Raw genomic sequence first — 22778 nt, 5'->3', positions numbered from 1 at the left:
TCATTGATTCGGCATTATACTCGCTTATCCTTCTTTATTTGCACAAAGAGGCAGGCAGCACCCCAAACCTATGGATGCTGCCTGCCTCACTCGATTATCATTTTGTTGCTTACACTTTGAAAACAGATGCTTTCTCCTTCAAATCCTGCGAGGAAAGTGAAAGCTTCTCCGCAAGCGTGCGCAAATCATCGGAAATATCATTTTGCTTAACTGAAAGCTCGCTCATATGTTCCATTTTCCCATTTACTTCTGAAGACGTAGTCAATAGCTTGTCTACTGCAGACACGATATGAGACATGCCTGTTGTAATTTCACTAATTGCCGTAGAAATCTCGCTCACTTGATCTGACAGCATGCTGCTTTGTGATTCCAATGCTTGGAATGTGCTGCTTGCGGTTTCGGATGCTTGACGCGTCGTGTTAATAACATTCGCGAAGCTGCCGATCGTGCGGCTGCTTGCTGCCACATCGCTTTGTATGAGTGTCAGCTCCTTCGTGATCTGCTTCGAGATCATATCGGTCTGGCTGGACAGCTTGCGGATCTCATCAGCGACAACTGCGAACCCTCTGCCATGCTCACCCGCTCTTGCCGATTCAATGGATGCGTTCAGTGACAACAAATTCGTCTGTGTGTTCAAATCCTGAATGCCGTTCAAAAACTTAGCTACATTGTTATATCGTTCATTCATCGTTTCGAAAGCTTCAGTTAGCTTTGAAAACTGGTCTACTGTTTCATTTACCATCGAGACCACGCCAGCCATCTGCTGCGTGCCGTTATGAGATGATTGCTTCATATTTTGCATATCATTGTTTATGTACTCACTCGACGCAGCAATTTGCTGTGAGCTTGCTGAGATTTCTTCGGTAACTGCCGAAATGGATGAAGCATCGTCATACTGCGACAGCAACACTTTTCTGCCCAGCTCCACTTGGCCATTTACATCCTCTGAAGCTTTACGATTAATTCCAATCATATTATCCATATTATTTGAGATGTGGAGCACGGACTCACTCACTTCAAGCGTAGCTTTAATCGTTTCTCGCAATTGATCGCCCATATTAGCCAATGCATGGTCAAGATCGCCAAATTCGTCAGAGCGAACGAGTTTTTCTTGACTTGTAAAATCATTACTGCCATACTGCTTAATTCTTTTTGTAATGCCTACTAGTCCTGTTCTAATCGATTGTGAGATGACAAAAATCATTATAGCAGGAAGAATAGCGAGCAAAATGACATTAATAAGCACAATAAGGTTCGCACTGGATATGTCTCTATCGAGAAGCCTCTGCGTCGCATTAGCGTCTGCGGTCAAACGCTCGTGCATCGTATCGTTGGAATAACTTAGAATGACGGTATAGACGCTTATTAAATTGCTTATGCGGAGCGATTTCTCATCTGATGATAATCCACTCACGTCTGTATTCGTCACTTTCAAGTTATCTAATGCAAGCTTAAGAACGTTAACCTGATTCGCATAATAAGGACCATCTTCCGTTGCAGGCGGATATTTCTTATCCATGTCGATAAGCTGTTTCTCTAACTCATCGATGTTGGCAGGCATCGTTTCCAAATCCTTCATGATCAGCGTTGCATCGCTTTTGCCATTTTCAATGGCATCTACCATTAGAAGCATCACTTTCAGCAGCCTATTCGAAATACCTTGGTAATTGCGTTCAGCACGCTGCAATTCCTCTGAGCCTTCGACCGAGGTTGCTACTGAATGATTTTGAAAATAAATCAAAACGCCCGAGCCTACATTAAAAAGTGTGATGATTGCGGTAACAAGCAATAATTTGCTCGTTATTTTCTTCAAACTCAATTTCTTAAACAGTATTTTTGCTCTCTCTATCCTATCCTTAAAAACCATCCTGCTTGCTCTCTCCTCTGTCTCCTGAAAACAAAAAAAGCTATCCAGCCACAGGAGGCGGACAGCTCAGATAGCTTATTATCCTTCCGGCGGTCTGGCAGCCATAGTGCGTACACCTTAGGCCCATAACTTTGCGTCCTTGTTTTTCAACAAGTTTGCCTTTTTCAGTTTGTCTATTTTGTAGTTTACAACTTAAACCAGTATAGGACTATTTAGTGAAATTGTCATCCCCTGAACCATATTTATTCTGTGGCTAAAAATAAGGTTGCATTGCAATAACGCCTTGCTAACGAATGAAAATAGGAGGTTTGGATGGAAATAACCGCAACGAGCAAAATATTTCGCACTGCTTCCCATTGTTTTTCCGTTAAATTCGGCAATCTGCTTGCAAATTGATTCGCTGAAGAGCGAATGACATGTTCTGTCAATAAATCTTGATGCGGATTTTCCTTCAAATGACCGGAAATGTCGAGCAGTTGATCGTTATTCGCATCGAGCTCCTCAAACATACTAGTATAAGATGCATATAATTCAATAGGCCCAACTAAATCGTCTGCTTCATCCTCTGGTTTCTTGAATACGATCTCAAAAAGCTTGCGTATTGATTCAAAATCGAGATTTGACTTTAAATCATCAATAATGAATAATAACGCAGCTTGGTTCAGAGAATATTTTTTCCCAGCTTTCGGACAATCGAAATAAGGTTTGAAATCTCGCTTCACCCAGTTTTGCATGGAGGTAATCGACAGATTCGAATATTCGATTAGTTGGCCCAACGCAGCAATTTCATGTAATGAAAAGCCTTTAATCTCATTTCCTTTAATAAGCTTTTCCATAATTGGAGGCAGCAGCGTAGACATAAATGCAGGCAGTCCCGTGCCTTTCTCCAAATCACATTGATGCGTTTTGGTCCATGCGGCTTGCAGCACTTGCAGTGGCTTCAAATTATACTTTCCGTCCAGAGCCAGCAGCAAGCAAGCCATCTCTTTTCGAGTAAGCGTAAAGGACTCCATATCGCTTCCTCCTCGCGCATTCGTCTTGCATTCCTATATTACAAGTTCATATGAACTCATCATATGCCGGAGAATGACGCTTGTAAAGGCTCGAAAATCAATGAGAATAAGCCTTTCATTCTCGTTAAATCGCTTTTAAAGCGCGTATAAGGCTGTTACCGTTGGATATGGCATTTGTCATATCATGTAATCATTCGTTATAGTAGATCATAAGAATAAAAAAAATATAAACATAAAAGGGTAGTGAAAAACGAAAATGGGTATAGGATTCAATTTATTCATGATTGCTCTTCTTATTTTATTAACTGCTTTTTTCGTCGCAACGGAGTTCGCCATCATCAGACTTCGCTCCAGTCGGATCGATCAGTTAGTGCTTGAGGGCCGGAAGAACGCACTTGCCGTTCAACGGGTTACGAGTAATCTGGATGCCTACTTGTCAGCCTGTCAATTAGGTATTACTATTACAGCGCTCGGGCTGGGCTGGCTGGGAGAACCGACAGTTGAAAAAATGCTTTTACCCTTGTTTGAACGTTTTGCTATTAACGATGACATCAGTCATATTCTATCCTTTTTAATCGCATTTATTTCGGTCACATTCCTGCATGTTGTTGTCGGGGAGCTTGCACCAAAAACGTGGGCGATCCAGAAAGCTGAATTTATTAGCTTCTTAACAGCAAAACCGATTATTTTATTCCACAAAATTTTATATCCTTTCATTTGGTTGCTAAATGGCTCGGCTAACGCTTTGGTTCGCTTGTTCGGATTGAAACCAGCTACAGAGCATGAAGAAGCACACTCGGAAGAAGAAATTCAAATTATTCTTAACGAGAGCTACCAAAGCGGAAAGATTAACAATACAGAATACGGATATGTAAGCCGCATTTTCGCTTTTGACGAACTGCTGGCCAAAGAAATTATGGTGCCTCGCACCGATATGATTTGTTTGTATACAAACAAATCATTAGCTGAGAACATGGAAATTATTCGCAAGGAACAATATACGCGTTTCCCGGTCGCACTTGAGAGCAAGGATAACATCGTCGGCATGATTAACACGAAGCAGCTTTTCCTAGAATATGAATCTGATCGTGATTTGGATTTCAAAAAGCTTGTTCATCCTGTACTGAGCGTTTCTGAGGTTACGCCAGTCAAAATGCTTCTAAAGCGAATGCAATTAGAACGTGTTCACATCGCTATTCTCGTTGATGAATACGGCGGTACTTCCGGCCTTATTACAATTGAAGATATTTTGGAAGAAATCGTTGGTGAAATTCGTGATGAATTTGACGCCGACGAGCGTAAGGAAATCGAACAGCTAGCTGATAACTGCTATCTTCTCGATGGTAAAGTATCACTTAGCGAGCTGAGCGATCTAACCGGAATGAACTTCGAGGAAGAGGATGTGGATACGGTCGGCGGCTGGTTGTACAGTCAAGTGACCGATCCAAAGCCAGGCAAAGAGCACTTTTACGAAAATTATAAATTTATCATTCGCGAGACGAGCAAAAACCGGATTCGCAAGGTCGAAATGCTAATTGAGCAAAATCAAGAAGCCGTTGAAGGCGAAACCGCATAACGATAGGTTAACAAGAAAGAAGCAGCCATTGCTCATTGCATCGGCTGCTTCTTTTTTTATTATGACTTTATAACAAGCTAAAAATATGAACGATTCGATCATGCAGCCACTCATCCGTATGCTCCATCGCCTCTTCTACCGAACAAGGACCCGGCACGAGCGAGAAGCCTGCACGAAGACCAAGCTCCGACGTGTATGCTGAACTCGCATCAATTGACCCGCAAACGGCGATTACAGGGATGCGCTGCCCCCAAGCGGCATCACATATCGCCTTGATCACCTTGCCTGAACCCGTTTGGCTGTCTAATCTCCCTTCGCCTGTCAAAATCCAATCAGCGCCATCAATATGCTCCTCAAATCCAATTCTATCCATAACAAGTTTTGCTCCAGCGTGCATAGCAGCGTCAAAAAAAGCTAAAAGTGCTGCACCTGTACCTCCTGCCGCTCCGCTGCCTGGCAAATTCGCCACATCAATCCCTGTATGCTTGTATATACCTTCAGCAAAATGAGCTAATGCAAGGTCAAGCTGCTTGACTGCTTCTGACGATGCCCCCTTCTGAGGACCGTAAACCCAAGAGGCTCCATGCTCCCCGCATAATGGATTACGTACATCGCCAGCAATGATGAAGCTGCTTTCGCGAACGCTCGAATGGAAACCAGCATCATCAATCGATGCAAGCTTCGACAAATGAATGCCTCCAGGCTGCAGCTCAGCTCCACTTTCATCTAACAGCTTCATGCCGAGCGCCTGCAGCATGCCCGATCCGGCATCATTGGTCGCGCTGCCTCCTAAGCAAATAATAAATTGACGATAGCCAGAACCGAGTGCATGCCGAATCAATTCACCGGTGCCAAATGTTGAAGCGATTTGTGGATTTTTCTCTTCACTCTTCAGTAAAGCAAGACCCGATGCTTCAGCAAGCTCAATGACCGCGGTTTGGCCATCTCCCATTACGCCATATCTTGCATGAATGCTTCGGTTCAGCGGGTCGTGAACAGGAACTTCGATAAAACTCCCGCCTGTAGCTTGTACCAATATCTCCATCGTTCCTTCACCGCCATCAGCCATTGGGAGCTGTATGATTTCAGCATGTGGATGAACTGTGCGAATGCCTGCTTCCATCGTGCTAGCAATTTGAAATGCGCTTCTTGACCCCTTAAACGCATCCGGTGCAATAACGATTTTCACCCTAATCATCCTTTCAGAAAAAAAATTAAAAAAACACTTGCAATTATTTCAGTTTATATGCGATAATACATCTTGTGTTTAGCGATCTTTTCCCGGGACGTAGCTCAGCTTGGTAGAGCACCTGGTTTGGGACCAGGGGGTCGCATGTTCAAATCGTGTCGTCCCGACCATCCTAAACATAAAGAATTGAATATACATATAAGAAAGAAGCTTGAGCAATCAAGCTTCTTTTCTTTTATATTTGATCTCCTAAATTTTGCAATAGCTCGGCGAGCTCGTCAAACCCAGCATCCAGCGCATAATCCTCAGCTGTATATCCTGTTTCATCAACTTTCAACGGATCAGCCCCTGCTTTTAGCAAAAGTTCCGCTCCTTCTATGTCGCCATTTTTTGCTGCGGTCATTAGCGGTGTCCATCCGGTGCTATCCTGTAAATTCGGATTAGCTCCTTCTTCCAGCAATAAGGCTACCATCTCTATGCTTTCATTATACAACGCTATCGTTAGTGCCGTTTCTTCATAACTTTGCTCAATCACATTCAATTGCGCTCCCGCGTCTATCAATGAAGAAGCGATTGCTGTTTCATTTAGCTGAGCTGCCCACATTAGCGCTGTCCACCCTTCATCGTCTGCTGCATTCGGATTCCCTCCAGCATCAAGCAGAGATTTAACGAGCTCTAAATCAGCCTCTGAAGCTGCACCAAGCATTTGAACATCGGTTGGCGGACCATCAAGAGAAGACATAAAGGTATCAATCGATTTCGAGAAGGTCACCCCGATCGTAACAGATCCCCCGAGAACAAGAATAACAGCCAAAACGATGATAAGTGCTATTCGCGAAGAGGATGTCTTAAAAATGATATTCGATGAGATGCCTGCATATTGCTGAATCGCGTAGATACGCTTCGGCAGAGGCGGGTGAGTCGATAGCTTCTCAGCCAGCCATACAAATAAACCTTTCTCATAGCTGCTTTGCAGTAAATATTCCTCACGGTCTACCCGTTTGTAGAGCGTTTTTCCGATGGCTAATATCGTTAAACCATTCATTGCGGCTTCAGCATCGTTGGTGTAATAAGCAGCCATACGGTCGCATGTATATTCGCAAGCCCGCGAGTATGCTTCACCAAGAAATGGAAGCCATAACGCCGGCAATATGAGCAGCTGCTTCGACAAATGATTTCGTTTGATGTGGGCGAGCTCATGTGAAATGACAAAAGTGAGCTCTTTTTCCCCACCCGCCTGAATCATTTCAAACAAATCGGAATAAAGCACCACCATATTGCGGCCAAAAAAACGCGAAGCAAACGCATTTAATATCCCGCTCGATTCCATGACATAAAGATCCGGTACAACAGTAAAGCCCATCCGCTCACACTGTGCCTGGGCAATTGCGAACACCTCTGGGAATTGTCTCGGTGTGATCCGAACGCCATTGGTTCGAATGCTTGCCATCATAATCGCTTGAGCGAATAAGGGCAGGAGAATAAGAATCGGTAGGATGAAAATGAAAATAATAGAAATAAACAGACATAAATAAATGAAAACACTAAAGATAAGCGCAAGAACAAAGTAACGATTCTCTTTCTTATGTATGAGCGACGTTTCTAAATCAATTGCATTCAATAAATGGCATCCCCTTCTAAAATAATACCCACATTATACACGATTTCCCAAAGTTATTATACAACCTTCAGCATAACAAAAAAGCTCATCTGCAATTTAGGATTGCAAATGAGCTTCTTTCAGTGAATGACATCTAGCTTTGCTCAAGAAATTGGTAAACAGCCATCATTTCTTGTTTATTCAATTCACGAATGCGATTGAAAATTGGAATATCAGCCACCGCCTCAATATTTGAGCTGTCTTTAACAACATCACTTACTTTGCCGGTCAGCCATGTTTGCACGTCTATGCCTTCAACAATTTCCTTAAGCCCTTCATCATTGATGCCACTTGCATAACAGCTAACACATTGTACAGATAATTTAAATACGCCATCATGTAGGCCATCTTCTGAAATTACTCTTTTCCCTTTGCAAAATGGACATGGCTCGCTTGCTTTAATTTTATTTATTAAGGTAACAATTTTTTTGTAACCAAACGCTTCATAGACATAGGTCAGTTTTTTGTATTTGCCATTGGTGAAATACTTATCAATGATCGTTTCTCTCGTTTCGGTGATATTGGCAAAATCACAGACGGTGATCCGATTATTAATACTGATGGATTCGATACTGTTGCTAATACGGCCCCAGAATGGCAGTACATTTTGCAAGACCATTTCGTAGTGGGAAAAGCTCGCGACCTCTAGTTCAAGCATTTTCAGCGCAGCTTGCGTCTCCCTAGGCAATAGAGAAACCTCTTCCGTCAAAACCATATCGCCCCCGACAATCGCTTTCATTTTGTCTAGAATCTGTAGATTTCCAACGGTTTTAATGACTTGATCAAGAGGCTGCTGAATAATCTCACGAATATCCGTTTCGCCAAACTTCAGCTTTTTATGATGCTTTAATACCGTTCCTTGACAAATTGGGCAAGTAATCAACTTTTTGGATTCTTTTATACGCTCTTTAATCTCCGATTTCGATACCACCATATACATCCCAATGATGTGATTAAAGCCTTCCCAAGTCCTTGATGCCTTGCCTACTTTATCATAGAATGACTTTTCCCAATATCCGTACAAAAAAGTATGCTTTTCTGCGTCTGTCATCTCTGCATAACTTTTGCTTATATCCTGGCCGAGCTCATTTTTAATCTCTTCAAAAATAAATTTTATTTTTGGGAATTGATAAAACTTCAAAATATCCATTACATCTGGATACAATAAGCCATCCCAGAATGGCGCGGTTTTGTCCTGAATCACAATATCAAAATCAAATTTTTCAATTACACGGCGGCCCGAGCAGCATGGGCAATGATTGCCTTGATTATAGAAATCGAAGCTATTCGTATCTTTATTGGTTGGATGTGCCGCCACAATATGGTTGATTAAGCCGCCAATTTCGTATAGAAAAGTATATTGGCTGTACAAGTGGCGTTCCAAATCGATGGCGATAACGGGTGCAATGGTATCCGATTCATATTCGCCATAAATGAGACGAGCCATTGATGATAAACTTTTTAAAATGCCGCCTTTATAAACGTTTTCTGCATTTTTAAAATAGGCAATCTGGTTTTCTTTTAAATAATTAACGCCATTTTTTTGATCAAGTGTTGAAGGAATATGCAAAGGAGCAGCTTTATCTTCATTGTTTTGTTCCCGGTAATAATCATCATGACTGATAACATCAAGATGCTCCACGGGTGCAAGCTGTCTTTTGCCAAAATCAACGATAAAATCAGAGCTTTCCAGCATATACGAATTATGCTCAATCATGATCATGGAGACGGATTCATCCTGTAGAATGACCCTCACACTATCAATAAATTGATTCAAAATATTTTGTGATAACCCTTTTGATGGCTCGTCAAAAATAAATAGCGTATTCGGGTTTCTGGAGCCCGCAAACAACTCAGAAACTAAATGAACACATTGAAATTCACCCGTTGATAAGGATTGTGTTTTTCTCTCCAACGTCAAATAACCAAGTCCTAGCTTGATCAATAAGCTCAAGCGTTTATGAGCGATGTCTTCATTTGGCAGCTCAACAATAATATCTTCAATCGAGCGCTGAAAAATATCATCAATATCATCACTATATTTTGTAAGCTTCTTTTTAATATCTAGAAAAGTGGCTACGGTTGACCGGCTAGTGATTGATTGGTTTCGATCCTGCCCAACCATAACCAGCTTATCTTTCGGATAGCGCTTCACAAAATCTTTGGACATGCACTCATTAACAAGTGTGGATTTGCCACAGCCTGACTCGCCTGTAAAAGTGACCAGTCTATTTTTAGGAATCTGAATTTCACTGATTTGAATATTCCGGCAGTGAAGATCAACAAATTGATAATATTCTGTTGGTGCTGCCTCGTTTCGTTCCCCGTGGATTGGCTTTGGTCGAGGTGATTCTTCCACTATTTTTCCGCCGTATTTACCGCTGCCAGGGCCAAAAAACAAATGCTTGTCCGCTGTGTCCAGCACCGTGTCAGAATGGTCAATGAGCCAAATTTGATTTTTAACTCCCAATTGTTTAATCTCAGCTAAAATCTTCAATAACGTTTGATGATCAAGACCTACGGAAATTTCGTCGATGATAATAACCGTATTCTCACTTGTAGCCATAAATTCAGCCAAGTAGAGCCGCGTTACTTCTCCACCTGACAATGTCCCCATAATCCGATTTAACGTTAAGTAACCAATATTCATATTGATTATATTTTTTAAAATATTTTGTTTACCTTCACTAATCTTTAAAACTTCTGCTAGTGAATAAATGGTTTCCACACTGAAGTCGTTGATGTCCGATATACTCTGTGCTTGATCCAATAACTCAAATTTATATTGTTCAACTTCTTGATTGTAACGTTTTCCCATACATTTTTTACATTCGATATTTTTAGTTGTTCCGCGGCCTTTACAGTCTGGACACCAGCCTAATTCATTATTAAATGAAAAAACTTCTGGAGAAAGATTATACTTTTCAGCAAGAGCAACTCGAATTTCAGTAAACACGCCAGTATGCGTACCAATAGTTGAACGAGGATTTGAAGAAATAGATGATCGACCTAGAAAAAGGACAAGCGGCATTTCCTCCATCTTAATGGCACTGAAATTGGTTTCCATAATATTAGGAAAGAGATACTGATACTCCGCCTTTGGCAATAAGGAAACGAGACGTTTCTTCGATTCTTCACCAATGGTTTGTGAAAAAGTTGTTTTTCCAGATCCAGATAAACCCGCTATGCCTAACGATTTATCTACTGGCAGTACTTCATCTAATTTGTTAATATTGTTCGCAATTAATTGCTTTATTTTCATTGTGATCTCCTCTCCAATCTCTAAAAATTTGTCTCTGTATATGATAAAAGCAAGCTTCTACAGCCAACCTGCTATGTTTGCTCATTTAAAATATTTTCAAAAAGCATCTTATCAAAAAAAAGAGCACAATTCTTACTGCGGAATTGCGCCCTATTTTTAAAAAATGATTTATTTGTATTGATGAATTAAGTTTTGTGCTGTAAAACTGGCATCATGAAAGTTGAAAAATCATATTACAGTTCGGCTAACACTTTTCCAAGCTGATTGCCCTTGTAAGTCCAAGCAGATGTAGCTCCCTCAATTGCTCCCGGACGGGATTTTGTTTCTTCACTAAATCCAGTTTGATCGAGGTGTAGATGAACCGTTCCATCTGAACCTTCTTTCAAAGTCCATGTAATTGTCGTATTTTCTCCAGCACTTATCCAAGTGTAAGATAATGTATGAGGCTCGTCTACTATAAGTACTTCGCAATCTACAATGCCGTTCCACCATTCGGAAGGCTCCGTTTTGAACTGAAATTTATGTCCAACGATTGGTTCAAAATCATTATTCCAAATCCATTTCGCCAGCGTATCCGAATCCGTTAAAGCATTCCACACTTGGTCGATTGAGCTTGTAAATTGATAATCTAATGATACATCTGGTTTCATTTTTTTTCCTCCAATATAAGTTTTAATTTATCTATCCTTTCATTCCAGAATCCTTCGTAAAATGATACCCAATCTTTTATTTCTTTCAACGGATTAGCATTCAACCGATATCTCGTTTCTCTGCCAACCTTTTGAGCAATGACAAGATCAGCATCTTTCAGGATTGCCAAATGCTTGGATACCGCTGTTCGACCCATTTGAAAATGAACCGTTATCTCATGTAGGGGCAAGTCTTCAACTTCTGCCAACAATTGAATTAGTTTTCGCCTTGTTGGATCGGCAACAGCGTCGTAAACATCCCTCATCTGACCTTTATCGTTCAAAACCACCCCCACCTTTTCATTATTATTTACTGTAACGCTGCCAATTAAACGACATTACAGCTTATTAAGACACCTTTTGGAGTCATATTTATTATAGGACACCAAAAGGTGTCGTGTCAAGTTTCTTATTCATCCATAATGTGGCCTTTAAATCTTACTTTGTTAGTTTAACAGAGTACCCTGCTTACATAAAAAAGACTCTTCAGCCGTGTAGCTAAAGAGTCTTTCTTTCCATCTAATCTTATCTAAAGTTTAGTTTATCATTACAACTAATGATCCGATTCATCCCAATTTTTCGAATAGGCTTTTTTTGTAACCCAAAGTGTCAGCCATGTGAGCAATACAACGATAATACCCGAAAAAATCCAAACACCTGCAGGAACGTTCATCTATATGTACCCCCTCTTTGTCTACTCCCTCTATTTTACAAGATCCCATTCGATTATTTTCAACAGATCCGTTAACAAATTCGTAACTTTTCTAATCATAAATCATCATGGACGGAGTAGCAAATAACGGATTACACTTCATGAATTAACCTCTATGGTGAACGATAATATCAATCGGATAACGACCAGCATTGCGTCCGTAAAGCGTCAAACCACCTTGTTCGGCTTCGAGCTGGAGCTTAAAGCTGCGATTTTTGTTCAGCTTAGCAGTCAATGCACTAGGTAAAATAACTTTGCAAAGATAACCGTATGATCCTGCATCCTCCAGCTTATTAGAAACCGCTTGATAGTGCCAAGAAAGAACGCCACGGCTATCCGCTGGATCATCTGTCAACACAATCGTATCAACTAGCTGTCCATCAATGAGAACATTCAGCTTAGCTTCATGGCGATCCGAATCCGTCATAAAATAAGAGTTTATATTGTACTCAGGATCTGACAGCGCACCATGCATAAAGGAAATGTCCAGCTTTTTCTGAATGCTTTCCTCAAGATCACGTTTTAGCAGACGCTTGGAGCCCGCTTCAAAAAACAGTTCAATATCATAAATCATCGTTTGCTCCGAAATGGATGGCAGCTGTACATCATACGTAAATTGTCCTGCAATTCCGCCATTCACTTTCTGATTCTGCAACGAATTCCAGCTATGCGGCCACTCGCTATCGGTGAAACTTGCAACCGGCACGCTTATTGTTTGGCCGTCAACCTCATATTTCCCATTCGTTTGACCGCTGCGAACGTCGAAAGTAACGAAGTTGCGTGTAATCGTTTTGCCATCGGAAGACAAGAGACGTACTGCAATTACCGCAACCGCATCCTGCTGAGGCATTTTCAAGGAAAGCGGCTGCAATGCACTTACGCCGAATCCGTTCCAGTCAATGATTTCTTGTCCTGATTGTGCGACAGTACGTACACCAAAATGATCATACGACAGCTCCCAAGCCAGCTGAAGCGCTTGACCATGATAACGATCCGAGAAGCTGGAACGCAAAAGCTCCAATGTAACCTGTGCGCCTGTATCCAGCGTTTGACAAGGAGGTGCATCAATAACGATAAAATCTGGCGAGTGCAAATCTGCGATCGTCATGCCGGGAACGAACCACTCGTAGCCAAAATGCTTGTCGGTACCATCCAAACGGTAATAACCATTAAACTCATTTACAACATCGCGGAACTCCGTAAATACGAAACCGCACATTTTATCATGACGGCGGAATTCATTCATCATATATCGGTAATGCCAAGCTAAGTCGCTATCTCCTGCTCCGCCTTCGATCCCCCACACATTGCCGCATTCGCTGTTCATTAATGGTGCATCTGATTGTACATTGCCCGCAGTATAGTTAAAGGTAGAACCTACGAACGTTTTATCAACGACCTCTGTTACATGGTTTCGCAGCTCATTGTAGCCATTAATGTAGAAATGCCAAGTGTTAATATCAGATTCCACATGATCATAGTTACATGGTGAATTATCTTCAACTATACGGGTTGGATCAACCTGTTTGGCCCAACGATAGATGGAACGAACCCACTCCTGCGTTTGCGGCAAATAATTTTGCGGATGTGATGCATCTGTTGTTAGTGACGCGGATTCACTTTCCGTTTTCAAGCCCCATGTCTCATTAAACATGACCCAAGAGAAAATCGACGGGTGATTGTAGTCACGATCAATAATTTCACGCGCTTCACTCTCGTAAGCAAGCCGTGCCTGCTCATCCGGGTCCCCCCAGAAGCATGGCATATCCTCCATTACGAGGATTCCAAGTTTGTCAGCCCAGTATAGCTTGCGCGGCTCTTCCGGCTTAATGTGAATTCGAACAAAGTTCAAGCCTAAACGTTTCATAAGGAAAATTTCATCATGCATTTCTTGATCGGACGGATACGTGAAAAATCCGGTTGGATGGAAGGATTGATCCAACGTTCCATTCAAATAAACTGGTTTGCCATTCAACATAATCCAGCGATAATTCCGATCGCCTACAAGTGCAGTTGAAATTTCACGAATACCGAAATAAGTGCTGATAACATCCGACTGGCCATTGCTGGACAGGGAAACTTCGCCTTCATATAAGAAAGGAGATTCTGGACTCCACAGCTTAGGATCTGCCACTACAAATGAAGTGCTGATCGTATTGGCTCCTTCTGTCAGCTCTGCTTCGAATTGATGTGATACAGCACCCTCTGCAAACAAGAAGGAAAGCTGAGCATGACCTGCGCGGCTTGCTATTACTCTAGTCGTAACTTGTATAGTACCGTCCAATTTTGTATTAAACTTCGAATCCTGTACATAGTTTTGAGGACGAGCCTCCAGCCATACGGGCTGCCAAATGCCGCGGATTTCTCCATAACCTTGCTTGCCACGGCCTTGGAATGAATGATCAAAATCTTCAACACGAACCGTAATCGAGTTTGTGCTGTCGATTGACCATACGTCTGTTACATCAAATTCGAAATGGCCATATCCGCCTTTATGCGAACCAATGGAGATCCCATTTACCCATACGTCGGACTTAAAATCGACCGCTCCAAAGCGAAGGATTACTCGCGCATCAGCTAGCTCTGGTGCCCAATCCACTTCCCTATCGTACCAAGCGATTCCTTTATCATTGCTTCCGATTCCCGACAACGGGCTTGACCAGGAGAAAGGAACAGTGATTTCCGACTTTAAGGATTGACCCTTCGATTTTTGCCAATCTGCACCGATGCCGCGATTCTCATGATCAAATTCAAAGGACCATGCTCCATTCAAATTCAACCATTCCGAGCGCTGCCAATCTGGCCGAGGAAACTCAGCTCGAGGGATGTTCACTTGTGAAGCATGTACCGTATTTAAAGACATTATTAATCACACTGCCTCTCCATTGATATTTTGATGACGTTCATAAGATTAATCAAAAAGTTAATTATAAACTGAAATAACAACCATTTCGTAACAAGAATACGTCTTCATTAACTTGTTTGTCAACTATTACTTTGAAAACCCGTGATAAACCTATTATATAGTTAACTGTTAAGTTACTCTAATATATGGTGAATCCTCATTGATATCAAAAAAAGGAAGCTGGCCTTAGCCAAGCTTCCTCCAAATATAATGCTAAAGCTTTCTGATCTGACCGATAAATATCTCGGAAGTCAGCCATCTCCGGAATATAAGAAATAACATAACTGACGGCAGGCTTGTCAATGCTCCAAGCTGCAGCATTAATGTACTGTCCATTTCTCCTCCTGAGCTTGCTAACTGTACTAATTTCATTATCGGTGTTTGCAGCTCCATATTAGAAATATAAATTAACGCTGGTAAGTATGAGTTCCATAATACGACGAAATGGAGCAAACCAAGCGCAAGCAGTGGCTTCCATATTTTCGGGATAAACAGAGTGAAAAACGTATGCAGTTCCCCTTTTCCCGACAGCTCGGCCTCAGCCTTTAAGTCGGCGTATCTACTGTTGAAAATACTTTTGAGAACAAAAACCGCCGCTAAATTAAAAAAGCCGAATATCATTTGCGGAATAATCGTATTGACCATTTCCAGGCTCCGTACGAATAGGTACTCATTAATCATCCCGCTTCCCATCGAAATGACGATAAGAAGAAACAACTTATACAGGCTGCGCCCTGGCAAATGTTTGACAGTCAGCGGATAAGCGAGTGTGACAGTCATCAATAAAAATATAATTACAGCAACAAAGTTAACGACTGAATAAGAAAAAACGTTCCAGAACGATATGAAGCTCCACACCGATTGCCTTGCTTCTCCGGTTCCAGTAAACGGATAGATGAACAGCATATACAGTAAAAAAATGACAACGATTGAATATATGCAAGCTGTCACAATCCCAATTATGCTGCGTCCATTATTAGTTGTTTTAATATCCCCTGCACCAGTGTGATTACTGAATAATTGCTTTAAAAACAGTCTTTTTACAATGAAATAAGCGATGATCGTAAAGAGCAGTTGAACCGCAAACTGAAAAATGCCCGCAGCAGCGGAAGGACTTACATTCATCATCAAAAAACCTAATTGAAAAATATAAGCGTCAAGCGTCTCTCCTGTCTTCGATACCAAGGGATTCAACAAGCTTCTAATGAGCTCATAGTCCGTGGACATGATGGCAGACAGCTGCAGCACCATAAAAGCGGCTATCGCTTTCAGTGCTGGGATCACATTCATTACAAGGTAGCTATTCCCGATGCCTGTAAGCCCCGTTTCTTGCCGGTTCACTGAAGCATGCTTCGAGGCTATAGCTGCAAGCGAGATGATAATCGGAATACCGCATGTTTTTAACACTTCAACGAATACAATGATCGGTCGAAATAATGTCTCATCCCCCAAAATCAGCGTCCCAGAGGTTAGAAAAGGAGATGTGCTTATCGACAGTATATAAATGAAAATATACACAAAAACAATAGAAGGAATGAAAAAAGGAATAAGAAATAAAGACGAGAACAGCCCTCTCAACCACTTGTAACGAATATTGCTCAGAGCAAGCGCCAAAAGGAATGCGATACATCCGCTAGCCAGTGTATAACCCGTTTTGATAATAAATGTATTTACAATTACCCTTCGGAAGTTCTCATCGTTAAACAATTGGGCAAAATGATTAAAGCCTACCCACGAACTCTCAAATAGGCCAACAAAAACTTTGTAGTCGACAACCGATAGAATTATACCGTTAGCAAATGGAAGCAGCTTAAAAATCAATATGAGCATAAGAGCGGGAATGACGATCAAGTAATGCAGCTTGAACTTCCATATTCTCTGAGGAAGTCTGTCTGGATCATGTAATTGGTTATGTAGATTGCTTTGGGCATTAGGCGGTTGATGCTCCATAATAAACCCCTTTCTTTTTCCGTAATTTTACTAAATTATAATGATTTAGTTGTATGTTGTATAGCTTCAATGTCGCTCATTTTCGCTGCAGCTTTTGATTATTCGGCTGTTCTTGTATAATAATCCGATATAAATGGACGCAGTAAGGGAGTTGTATAATGTCTAATCGTAAATGGAACATAGGCATTGCCATTCTGTTTATTGTATTTTCCAGCCTTCTGCTAAGCTTCTTTCTCTCCACGCTTCGGATAAAGGATCTGCTGCAGCCAATTCTCTCAAGCGAGGTAAGCCAGAAACCTCCTTATCACATTGTCCTCATCTCCCAAGAAATCGATAATCCATATTGGCGATCAATTGAACGAGGCGCAAAAGATGCAGCGTTTGAATTTGGGATGGAGCTTGAATATACAGGACCGTTTCGCATTAATCCCGCGGAGCAAATGAAGCTGCTGGAGAAAGCTATTGCAGCCAAAGCTGATGCGCTGCTCGTACAGGGGCTTAGCGACCCGCAGTATATCGATTTAATTAATAAAGCGATTAGCTATGGCATTCCTGTCTTAACGATTGATACAGATGCTCCTAGCAGCCGCAGGCTCTCTTATGTCGGCACAAACAATTTCGATGCAGGCAAAGTTATGGGTGAATTGGTTGCCGAAGCGGCTGGAAATCATGGGCAAATCGCCGCTTTAATCGGAAACGAGCAAGCCCCCAATCAGCAGCTGCGGCTTGCTGGATTTCGAGAGGTTATTTCACGTTACCCCGAGCTGAATCTTGTCGAGGTGCGCTCCTCAAACATTTCACGCCTCCAAGCATCAGGTGAAACAGAGGAACTGCTTCAGCACTATCCACAGCTGAATGTAATGGTCGGATTAAGCGCACTCGATGCGATCGGTATCGCGGAGGCCGCTGAACGCATTCGGCCAAAAGGCCTGCAAATTTTTGCATTTGATGCGCTCGATGAAACTTTGGAGCTTATTCGCAGTGGAATCATCCATTCAACCATTGTCCAGCAGCCTTACGACATGGGCAATGAAGCTGTATCGCAGTTGAACGATTACCTCCATGGCAAGGAGCTTCCTGTGCAGCATTATACGAAAATATCGGTACAAGGCCAGAAGCCCTTCGTTCAAGAAAATGGAGAAACCAGCCCATGACTATTCGGACTAAGCTGCTCATTTTCATCCCATTACTCGTTCTGCTCATTAATTTGGTTACGTTCTTTTTATTTCAAAGTGGAAAGATGGTTCAGCAAAGCTATAATCAAATGATCGATCGTATCCTTTTGTACAACCAGTCCTCCAAGGTTGTAGAGAACAACTTAAGTACGCTGCATAGCTATTTGCTTAATCCAGACGACAGCAATAAAAAGCGATATGATCATAGTCGAGTGGGACTTCAGGATCTGCGCTTGCTGCTCCAAGAAAAGTCGAATGTTTCCATATCTTCCTCCACTGTTACTAGCTACGTTCATCTGTTAGATACTTTTTTGGAGCAGCAGCAAGACGCTTTCACTGCAGCTTCTGACGAAAGGTTGAAGGTGTCGCTCACTCAATACGAGAATGCGGAAAGGACAGCAAGCTTCATACAAGAGGACAGCCAGCAGCTGGTTGAATTGGAGTTAAACATTTATGAACCTGTATATGAGCAGATTCAAGCAGAAAATAAACGCATGTATTTGCTCGGTGCCGCCGTCTTCATAACGAACACTCTGCTGAGCATTTTACTTGCCATATGGATTTCACGCAGCATTACTGGACCTGTAAGCAGTCTTGTCTCACGTGCGAAGCAGATCTCCAAGGGACATCTAAAGCAAAGCTCAAACGAGCTGCAAGCCAAGGATGAGCTTGGCGTATTATCAGGCGCATTCGAGCAAATGTCGAGCGACCTCCTCGAATTGATGGAGCGGGATAAAGCAAGCTTGGAGAAGGATCGACTCGTTAAGGAATTAGAGCTGCAAGCGCTGCAAAGCCAAATTAATCCGCATTTTCTCTTTAATACGCTTAATGTGTTATCCAAGCTAGCGCTCATTGAAGGAGCCGAGAAAACAAGTGATCTCATTATTTCGATGTCCAATTTACTGAGATATAACTTGCGCAATCTGGAGCATGCGGTCACGCTCAGAGATGAGGTAGCACATGTAGAGGAGTACTTCACCATTCAACAAGCACGCTTTCGCGACCGCATTCAGCTAGTGAAGGATATCGACCCATCTGCATTGTCATATCACATCCCTGCGCTCACGCTTCAACCCATCGTAGAAAACGCCTTTGTTCATGGCATTGAACGTATGGAGAATGGAGCGAAGATTCGCCTTGAAATAAAGCAAGATCAACATCATGTACGTATCTCCATTTCCGACAATGGCAGCGGTATGACGGAAGAGATTCGAGATTCGCTGCTCCGAATGGAAGCTGGCGCATTCACCGAACAATCAACAGGCCTTGGCACAAAAAATGTGTTTAAGCGCCTCCAACTATTTTATGGTCTACATGGATTAGTCGATATTGAAAGCGAACGGGGCATCGGAACGACAATCACAATCCGAATACCTGTTAGAGAGGACGGTGAAAACATACATGTACAGACTGTTAATCGCGGATGATGAAGCACTTGAGCGGGAAGGCTTGGAATTGATCATTGAACGAATGCTTCCGAATACCTTTCAAATCATCCAAGCCGAGAATGGACGTGTCGCGATAGAAAAAGCAGAGGAATATCGCCCCCATATCGTACTTATGGATGTCAATATGCCCGGCATTCAAGGCTTAGAAGCAATCCGCGAAATCAAGCATACCTTGCCGGATGTGAAGTTCGTCATGGTGACCGCTTATGATTATTTTGCATATGCCAAAGAAGCTCTTTCTCTCGGAGTGAAAGAGTATTTAGTCAAGCCTGCCAAACGCGAGCATATCATACATACGCTTCAGCAGCTCATACAGGAACTCGAGCTGGAGAAGAGGAAACGCTCGGACGAACTAGAGCTGCGGCATAAAGTTTCTCAATTAATGCCTTTAGCAGAAAATGAACTCGCTATGATGTTTATGGTCGATCATGTTACAAATACCGATATCGAGCAATTATCAGAATGGCTCAGCTTTCCACTAGGACAAGGCTGTGCGATCGTGATCGCATTTCCCGAGCATGTCAAAGCTAATCCCAAGCAAAAAGTTTACGATACAATTAGAAGCTTTATCAAATCATCTTTAACGAATAGTATTGTAAGCTCCTTAATTGATCGTCATATGGCTATCTTCATCAATCATGATAAATCTGTTGTGGATGCAAATTGGAAGGCAGCCGGAACCGCTTTAGGTGAAGTACTATGTACGATTGCAGCACGTCAGCTTGAGGTTGATATCTTAGTCGGTATCGGAAAAACGCGCTCGGGTGTTGAGGGTTTGCGCAAATCCTATTTCGAGGCTGTATTTGCCTCCAATTATTATGAGCAATGCGGCAAGATATGCCACTTTGATGAATTGATACATGTTGCAGTCCCTTCACTGAATCGTAATAACAAGCAGCATGAACATGTGGAAGCTATACCTGAAGCGTATGTTATCTCAGCAATGCAGCGTATTCGAGAGCAGCGGGAGCAGCAAACCCAATCCGTGCTAGACCGCGCACAACGTTTTATTCAAGACAACTATACGAAGGACCTCTCACTCGAAGAGGTAGCCGAATCCGTTCATCTAAACCCACACTATTTCAGTAAAATATTTAAGCAGCAAGTAGGCACAACCTTTATCGAATATGTCACTACCCTTCGTATCGAAAAGGCGAAAGCGTTAATGGCAACTGGAAAACTGAGTTTAAAGGAAGTTTGCTTTGAGGTCGGTTATAATGATCCAAACTATTTCAGCCGTGTCTTTAAAAAAGTGACCGGCGTCCCCCCCTCCGACTACCGGGGATAAAAAATGAGCAAAAAAGTAAAGTCCATGCTGCAACGACATGGACTTTTTTGTGCTGGGATGACAACAAAATGCTAGTTCTCTTTATTCGTTTCCCTGTGCTTGCAATGTCTAAAATAAATGCGGGAACAACACTCATTAATGCAGGTTTTTACGAGCGGATTCGCTCTTTTTGCATGCTATAATAAAGTTCGTTTTCACGCAGGAAAGGTTTTTGACAGAGAGGAGAAACGGAAATGGAAATGCCGATTACTAACAAAAATGAACAAGTAAGCATGAAATTTGTGACGCTTGTTTCCATTGTTTCCGCTCTTGGCGGATTATTATTCGGATTCGATACAGCAGTCGTATCAGGTGCTGTCGGTTTTATGGAGGATCGATTCGACTTATCTAAGCTTCAAGTGGGATGGGCTGTATCGAGCTTAATTATTGGCTGTATTGTCGGCGCGGCTATGTCTGGTATTTTGGGAGACCGCTTCGGACGTAAAAAGGTTCTTATTGCTGCCGCGACCCTATTTATTATCAGCTCGATTGGCTCAGCTGTTCCGGATACTTTTTCCGCGTTTATTGTGGCTCGGATTATTGGTGGAATCGGAATCGGAATTACCTCTACGTTATGCCCGCTTTACAATGCCGAAATTGCACCTGCAAAATATCGCGGCAGACTTGTTGCACTTAACCAACTCGCCATCGTTACAGGCATCTTTCTTACTTATTTCGTAAACCTATGGATTTCCGGCTCAGGTGACGAAGCATGGGGCATCGCCTCCGCTTGGCGCTGGATGTTCGGAGTTGGCGCTATACCTGGTTTGTTGTTTTTGATTTTGCTATTTTTTGTGCCCGAGAGCCCAAGATGGCTGATCAAGCAAGGGCGCGCAGCGGCAGCTCTTCCGATCTTATTACGTATTCACGGCGAAGAGCTCGCCAAAAAAGAAGTGATCGATATTAAGCATTCGTTCGAGCAAGAGAGCGGTTCGATTCGGCAGCTATTCTCTCCTGGGCTTCGAATTGCATTAATTGTAGGAGTTGGACTTGCTGTGCTCCAACAGGTGACAGGCATCAACGCCGTCATGTATTATGCGCCAGAAATTTTCAAAGCAACAGGCGCAGGAACAAACGCTTCATTGATCCAAACGATTTTGGTCGGCTTTATCAACTTATTGTTCACCCTCGTTGCTCTATGGCTCATTGATAAAGTAGGACGCAAAGCGCTTCTGCTCGTTGGTTCGGCTTCCATGTCGATTTGTTTGATTGTTATAGGCATCGCTTTTCAAACGGGACATGCAGCAGGTCCACTCGTGCTTATCTTTATTTTATTGTATGTGGCTTCATTTGCTATTTCGCTTGGACCGGTCGTATGGGTCATCATGTCTGAGATCTTCCCTAACCGTATTCGCGGAAAAGCGACTGCTATTGCTGCAATGGCGCTCTGGGCAGCGGATTATCTCGTTTCACAGTCGTTTCCGCCTATGCTTAGCTCTGCTGGACCAGCCGCTACGTTCTGGATTTATGGCGGCATGGCCTTGCTCGCCTTCTTGTTTACATGGCGTGTTGTACCGGAAACCAAAGGAAAATCACTTGAAGAAATTGAAGCTTTGTGGGCGAAGTAATATCTCTGTATAATGGGTTTAGGTTATAAATCTATTTATAGGAGATAAACAAATGGACTTCCGACTAGATTTAATTGAAAATAAGATCGAATTTTTTGAAGCCTATGACTTGAAGACGCTAGAGTTAAAAATCGATCAGCAAATTGAAAATAATAAAGGTTTGCTGCTAGAGGTGTTCCACGTCAGCCATCATGCTGTTTTTAATCCTAAAATCGAAAAGATGCTTTATAGTGCGGTTGTTCACTTTAAAGCGAAGAAATAGCGCTATAAGGCATACAAATCCTCCCGACTCCAACAGTCGAGAGGATTTTTTAAAATATAGGAAAGGATATCTTTTTCTCATACTTATCTTATATTTCACCGTCAAAGCTACACAGCGTCTAAAGGACGCCGAAGGCGTTTTTGCTTGATGCGCACTAAAAAAGCTCTAAGTCAAA

General features: G+C 42.3%; 15 protein-coding genes, 1 tRNA gene and 1 riboswitch. Of the genes, 7 read left to right on the top strand and 9 right to left on the bottom strand.

Going from position 1 to position 22778, the window contains the following annotated elements; translation table 11 throughout:
- Positions 1-109: 109 nt before the first annotated feature.
- Entirely contained in the window at positions 110-1867 is a 1758-nt protein-coding gene (locus tag BK120_RS13870) for a methyl-accepting chemotaxis protein (RefSeq protein WP_076268112.1), read from the bottom strand.
- A gap of 85 nt (positions 1868-1952) precedes the next feature.
- Positions 1953-2037: riboswitch (cyclic di-GMP riboswitch) on the bottom strand.
- 72 nt (positions 2038-2109) lie between these two features.
- Positions 2110-2880: a DUF1836 domain-containing protein gene (locus BK120_RS13865; RefSeq protein ID WP_076268111.1), complete on the bottom strand. Its 771-nt coding sequence runs from the start codon at positions 2878-2880 to the stop codon at positions 2110-2112.
- A 256-nt stretch (positions 2881-3136) separates the two neighbouring features.
- Between BK120_RS13865 and BK120_RS13860 the strand changes: the two genes are divergently transcribed.
- Positions 3137-4456, top strand: coding sequence for a hemolysin family protein (locus BK120_RS13860; RefSeq protein WP_076268110.1), 1320 nt, complete (start codon positions 3137-3139; stop codon positions 4454-4456).
- Between the two features lie 67 nt (positions 4457-4523).
- Here BK120_RS13860 and BK120_RS13855 read toward each other — a convergent pair whose 3' ends face one another.
- The gene (locus BK120_RS13855; RefSeq protein WP_076268109.1) at positions 4524-5645 is read right to left on the bottom strand and encodes a glycerate kinase; all 1122 of its coding nucleotides are present in this window, start codon (positions 5643-5645) and stop codon (positions 4524-4526) included.
- Positions 5646-5738: 93 nt separating this feature from the next.
- Here BK120_RS13855 and BK120_RS13850 point away from each other — a divergent pair.
- Positions 5739-5815 (top strand) — tRNA-Pro (locus tag BK120_RS13850).
- 65 nt (positions 5816-5880) lie between these two features.
- On the opposite strand, the gene BK120_RS13845 is transcribed toward BK120_RS13850, so the two are convergent.
- From BK120_RS13845 to BK120_RS13820, 6 genes are all read right to left on the bottom strand, one after another.
- Positions 5881-7266: a M48 family metallopeptidase gene (locus BK120_RS13845; RefSeq protein WP_083681957.1), complete on the bottom strand. Its 1386-nt coding sequence runs from the start codon at positions 7264-7266 to the stop codon at positions 5881-5883.
- A gap of 133 nt (positions 7267-7399) precedes the next feature.
- Positions 7400-10567: an ATP-binding cassette domain-containing protein gene (locus tag BK120_RS13840; RefSeq protein ID WP_076268108.1), complete on the bottom strand. Its 3168-nt coding sequence runs from the start codon at positions 10565-10567 to the stop codon at positions 7400-7402.
- Between the two features lie 233 nt (positions 10568-10800).
- Positions 10801-11217, bottom strand: coding sequence for an SRPBCC family protein (locus tag BK120_RS13835; protein ID WP_076268107.1), 417 nt, complete (start codon positions 11215-11217; stop codon positions 10801-10803).
- Positions 11214-11522: an ArsR/SmtB family transcription factor gene (locus tag BK120_RS13830; protein WP_372238995.1), complete on the bottom strand. Its 309-nt coding sequence runs from the start codon at positions 11520-11522 to the stop codon at positions 11214-11216. Before BK120_RS13830 ends, BK120_RS13835 begins: the two co-directional genes overlap by 4 nt.
- A gap of 552 nt (positions 11523-12074) precedes the next feature.
- Positions 12075-14831, bottom strand: coding sequence for a glycoside hydrolase family 2 protein (locus BK120_RS13825; protein WP_076268105.1), 2757 nt, complete (start codon positions 14829-14831; stop codon positions 12075-12077).
- 255 nt (positions 14832-15086) lie between these two features.
- Entirely contained in the window at positions 15087-16823 is a 1737-nt protein-coding gene (locus tag BK120_RS13820) for a hypothetical protein (protein WP_076268104.1), read from the bottom strand.
- Between the two features lie 158 nt (positions 16824-16981).
- Between BK120_RS13820 and BK120_RS13815 the strand changes: the two genes are divergently transcribed.
- The 5 genes from BK120_RS13815 to BK120_RS13795 all read left to right on the top strand — a co-directional run bounded on the left by BK120_RS13815 (position 16982) and on the right by BK120_RS13795 (position 22603).
- Entirely contained in the window at positions 16982-17977 is a 996-nt protein-coding gene (locus BK120_RS13815; protein WP_076268103.1) for a sugar-binding protein, read from the top strand.
- Positions 17974-19425: a sensor histidine kinase gene (locus tag BK120_RS13810; protein WP_076268102.1), complete on the top strand. Its 1452-nt coding sequence runs from the start codon at positions 17974-17976 to the stop codon at positions 19423-19425. Before BK120_RS13815 ends, BK120_RS13810 begins: the two co-directional genes overlap by 4 nt.
- The gene (locus BK120_RS13805; RefSeq protein ID WP_076268101.1) at positions 19400-20734 is read left to right on the top strand and encodes a response regulator transcription factor; all 1335 of its coding nucleotides are present in this window, start codon (positions 19400-19402) and stop codon (positions 20732-20734) included. The genes BK120_RS13810 and BK120_RS13805 overlap by 26 nt, the downstream gene beginning before the upstream one ends.
- Before the next feature lie 233 nt (positions 20735-20967).
- Positions 20968-22341: a sugar porter family MFS transporter gene (locus tag BK120_RS13800; RefSeq protein ID WP_076268100.1), complete on the top strand. Its 1374-nt coding sequence runs from the start codon at positions 20968-20970 to the stop codon at positions 22339-22341.
- A gap of 52 nt (positions 22342-22393) precedes the next feature.
- Positions 22394-22603 (top strand): YrzA family protein, encoded by a 210-nt coding sequence (locus BK120_RS13795; protein WP_076268099.1) that lies wholly within the window; start codon positions 22394-22396, stop codon positions 22601-22603.
- Positions 22604-22778: the final 175 nt, after the last annotated feature.

The sequence above is a fragment of the Paenibacillus sp. FSL A5-0031 genome, from assembly GCF_001956295.1.
Classification (GTDB): domain Bacteria; phylum Bacillota; class Bacilli; order Paenibacillales; family Paenibacillaceae; genus Pristimantibacillus.
This window is presented reverse-complemented; position numbering and strand designations above follow the sequence as displayed.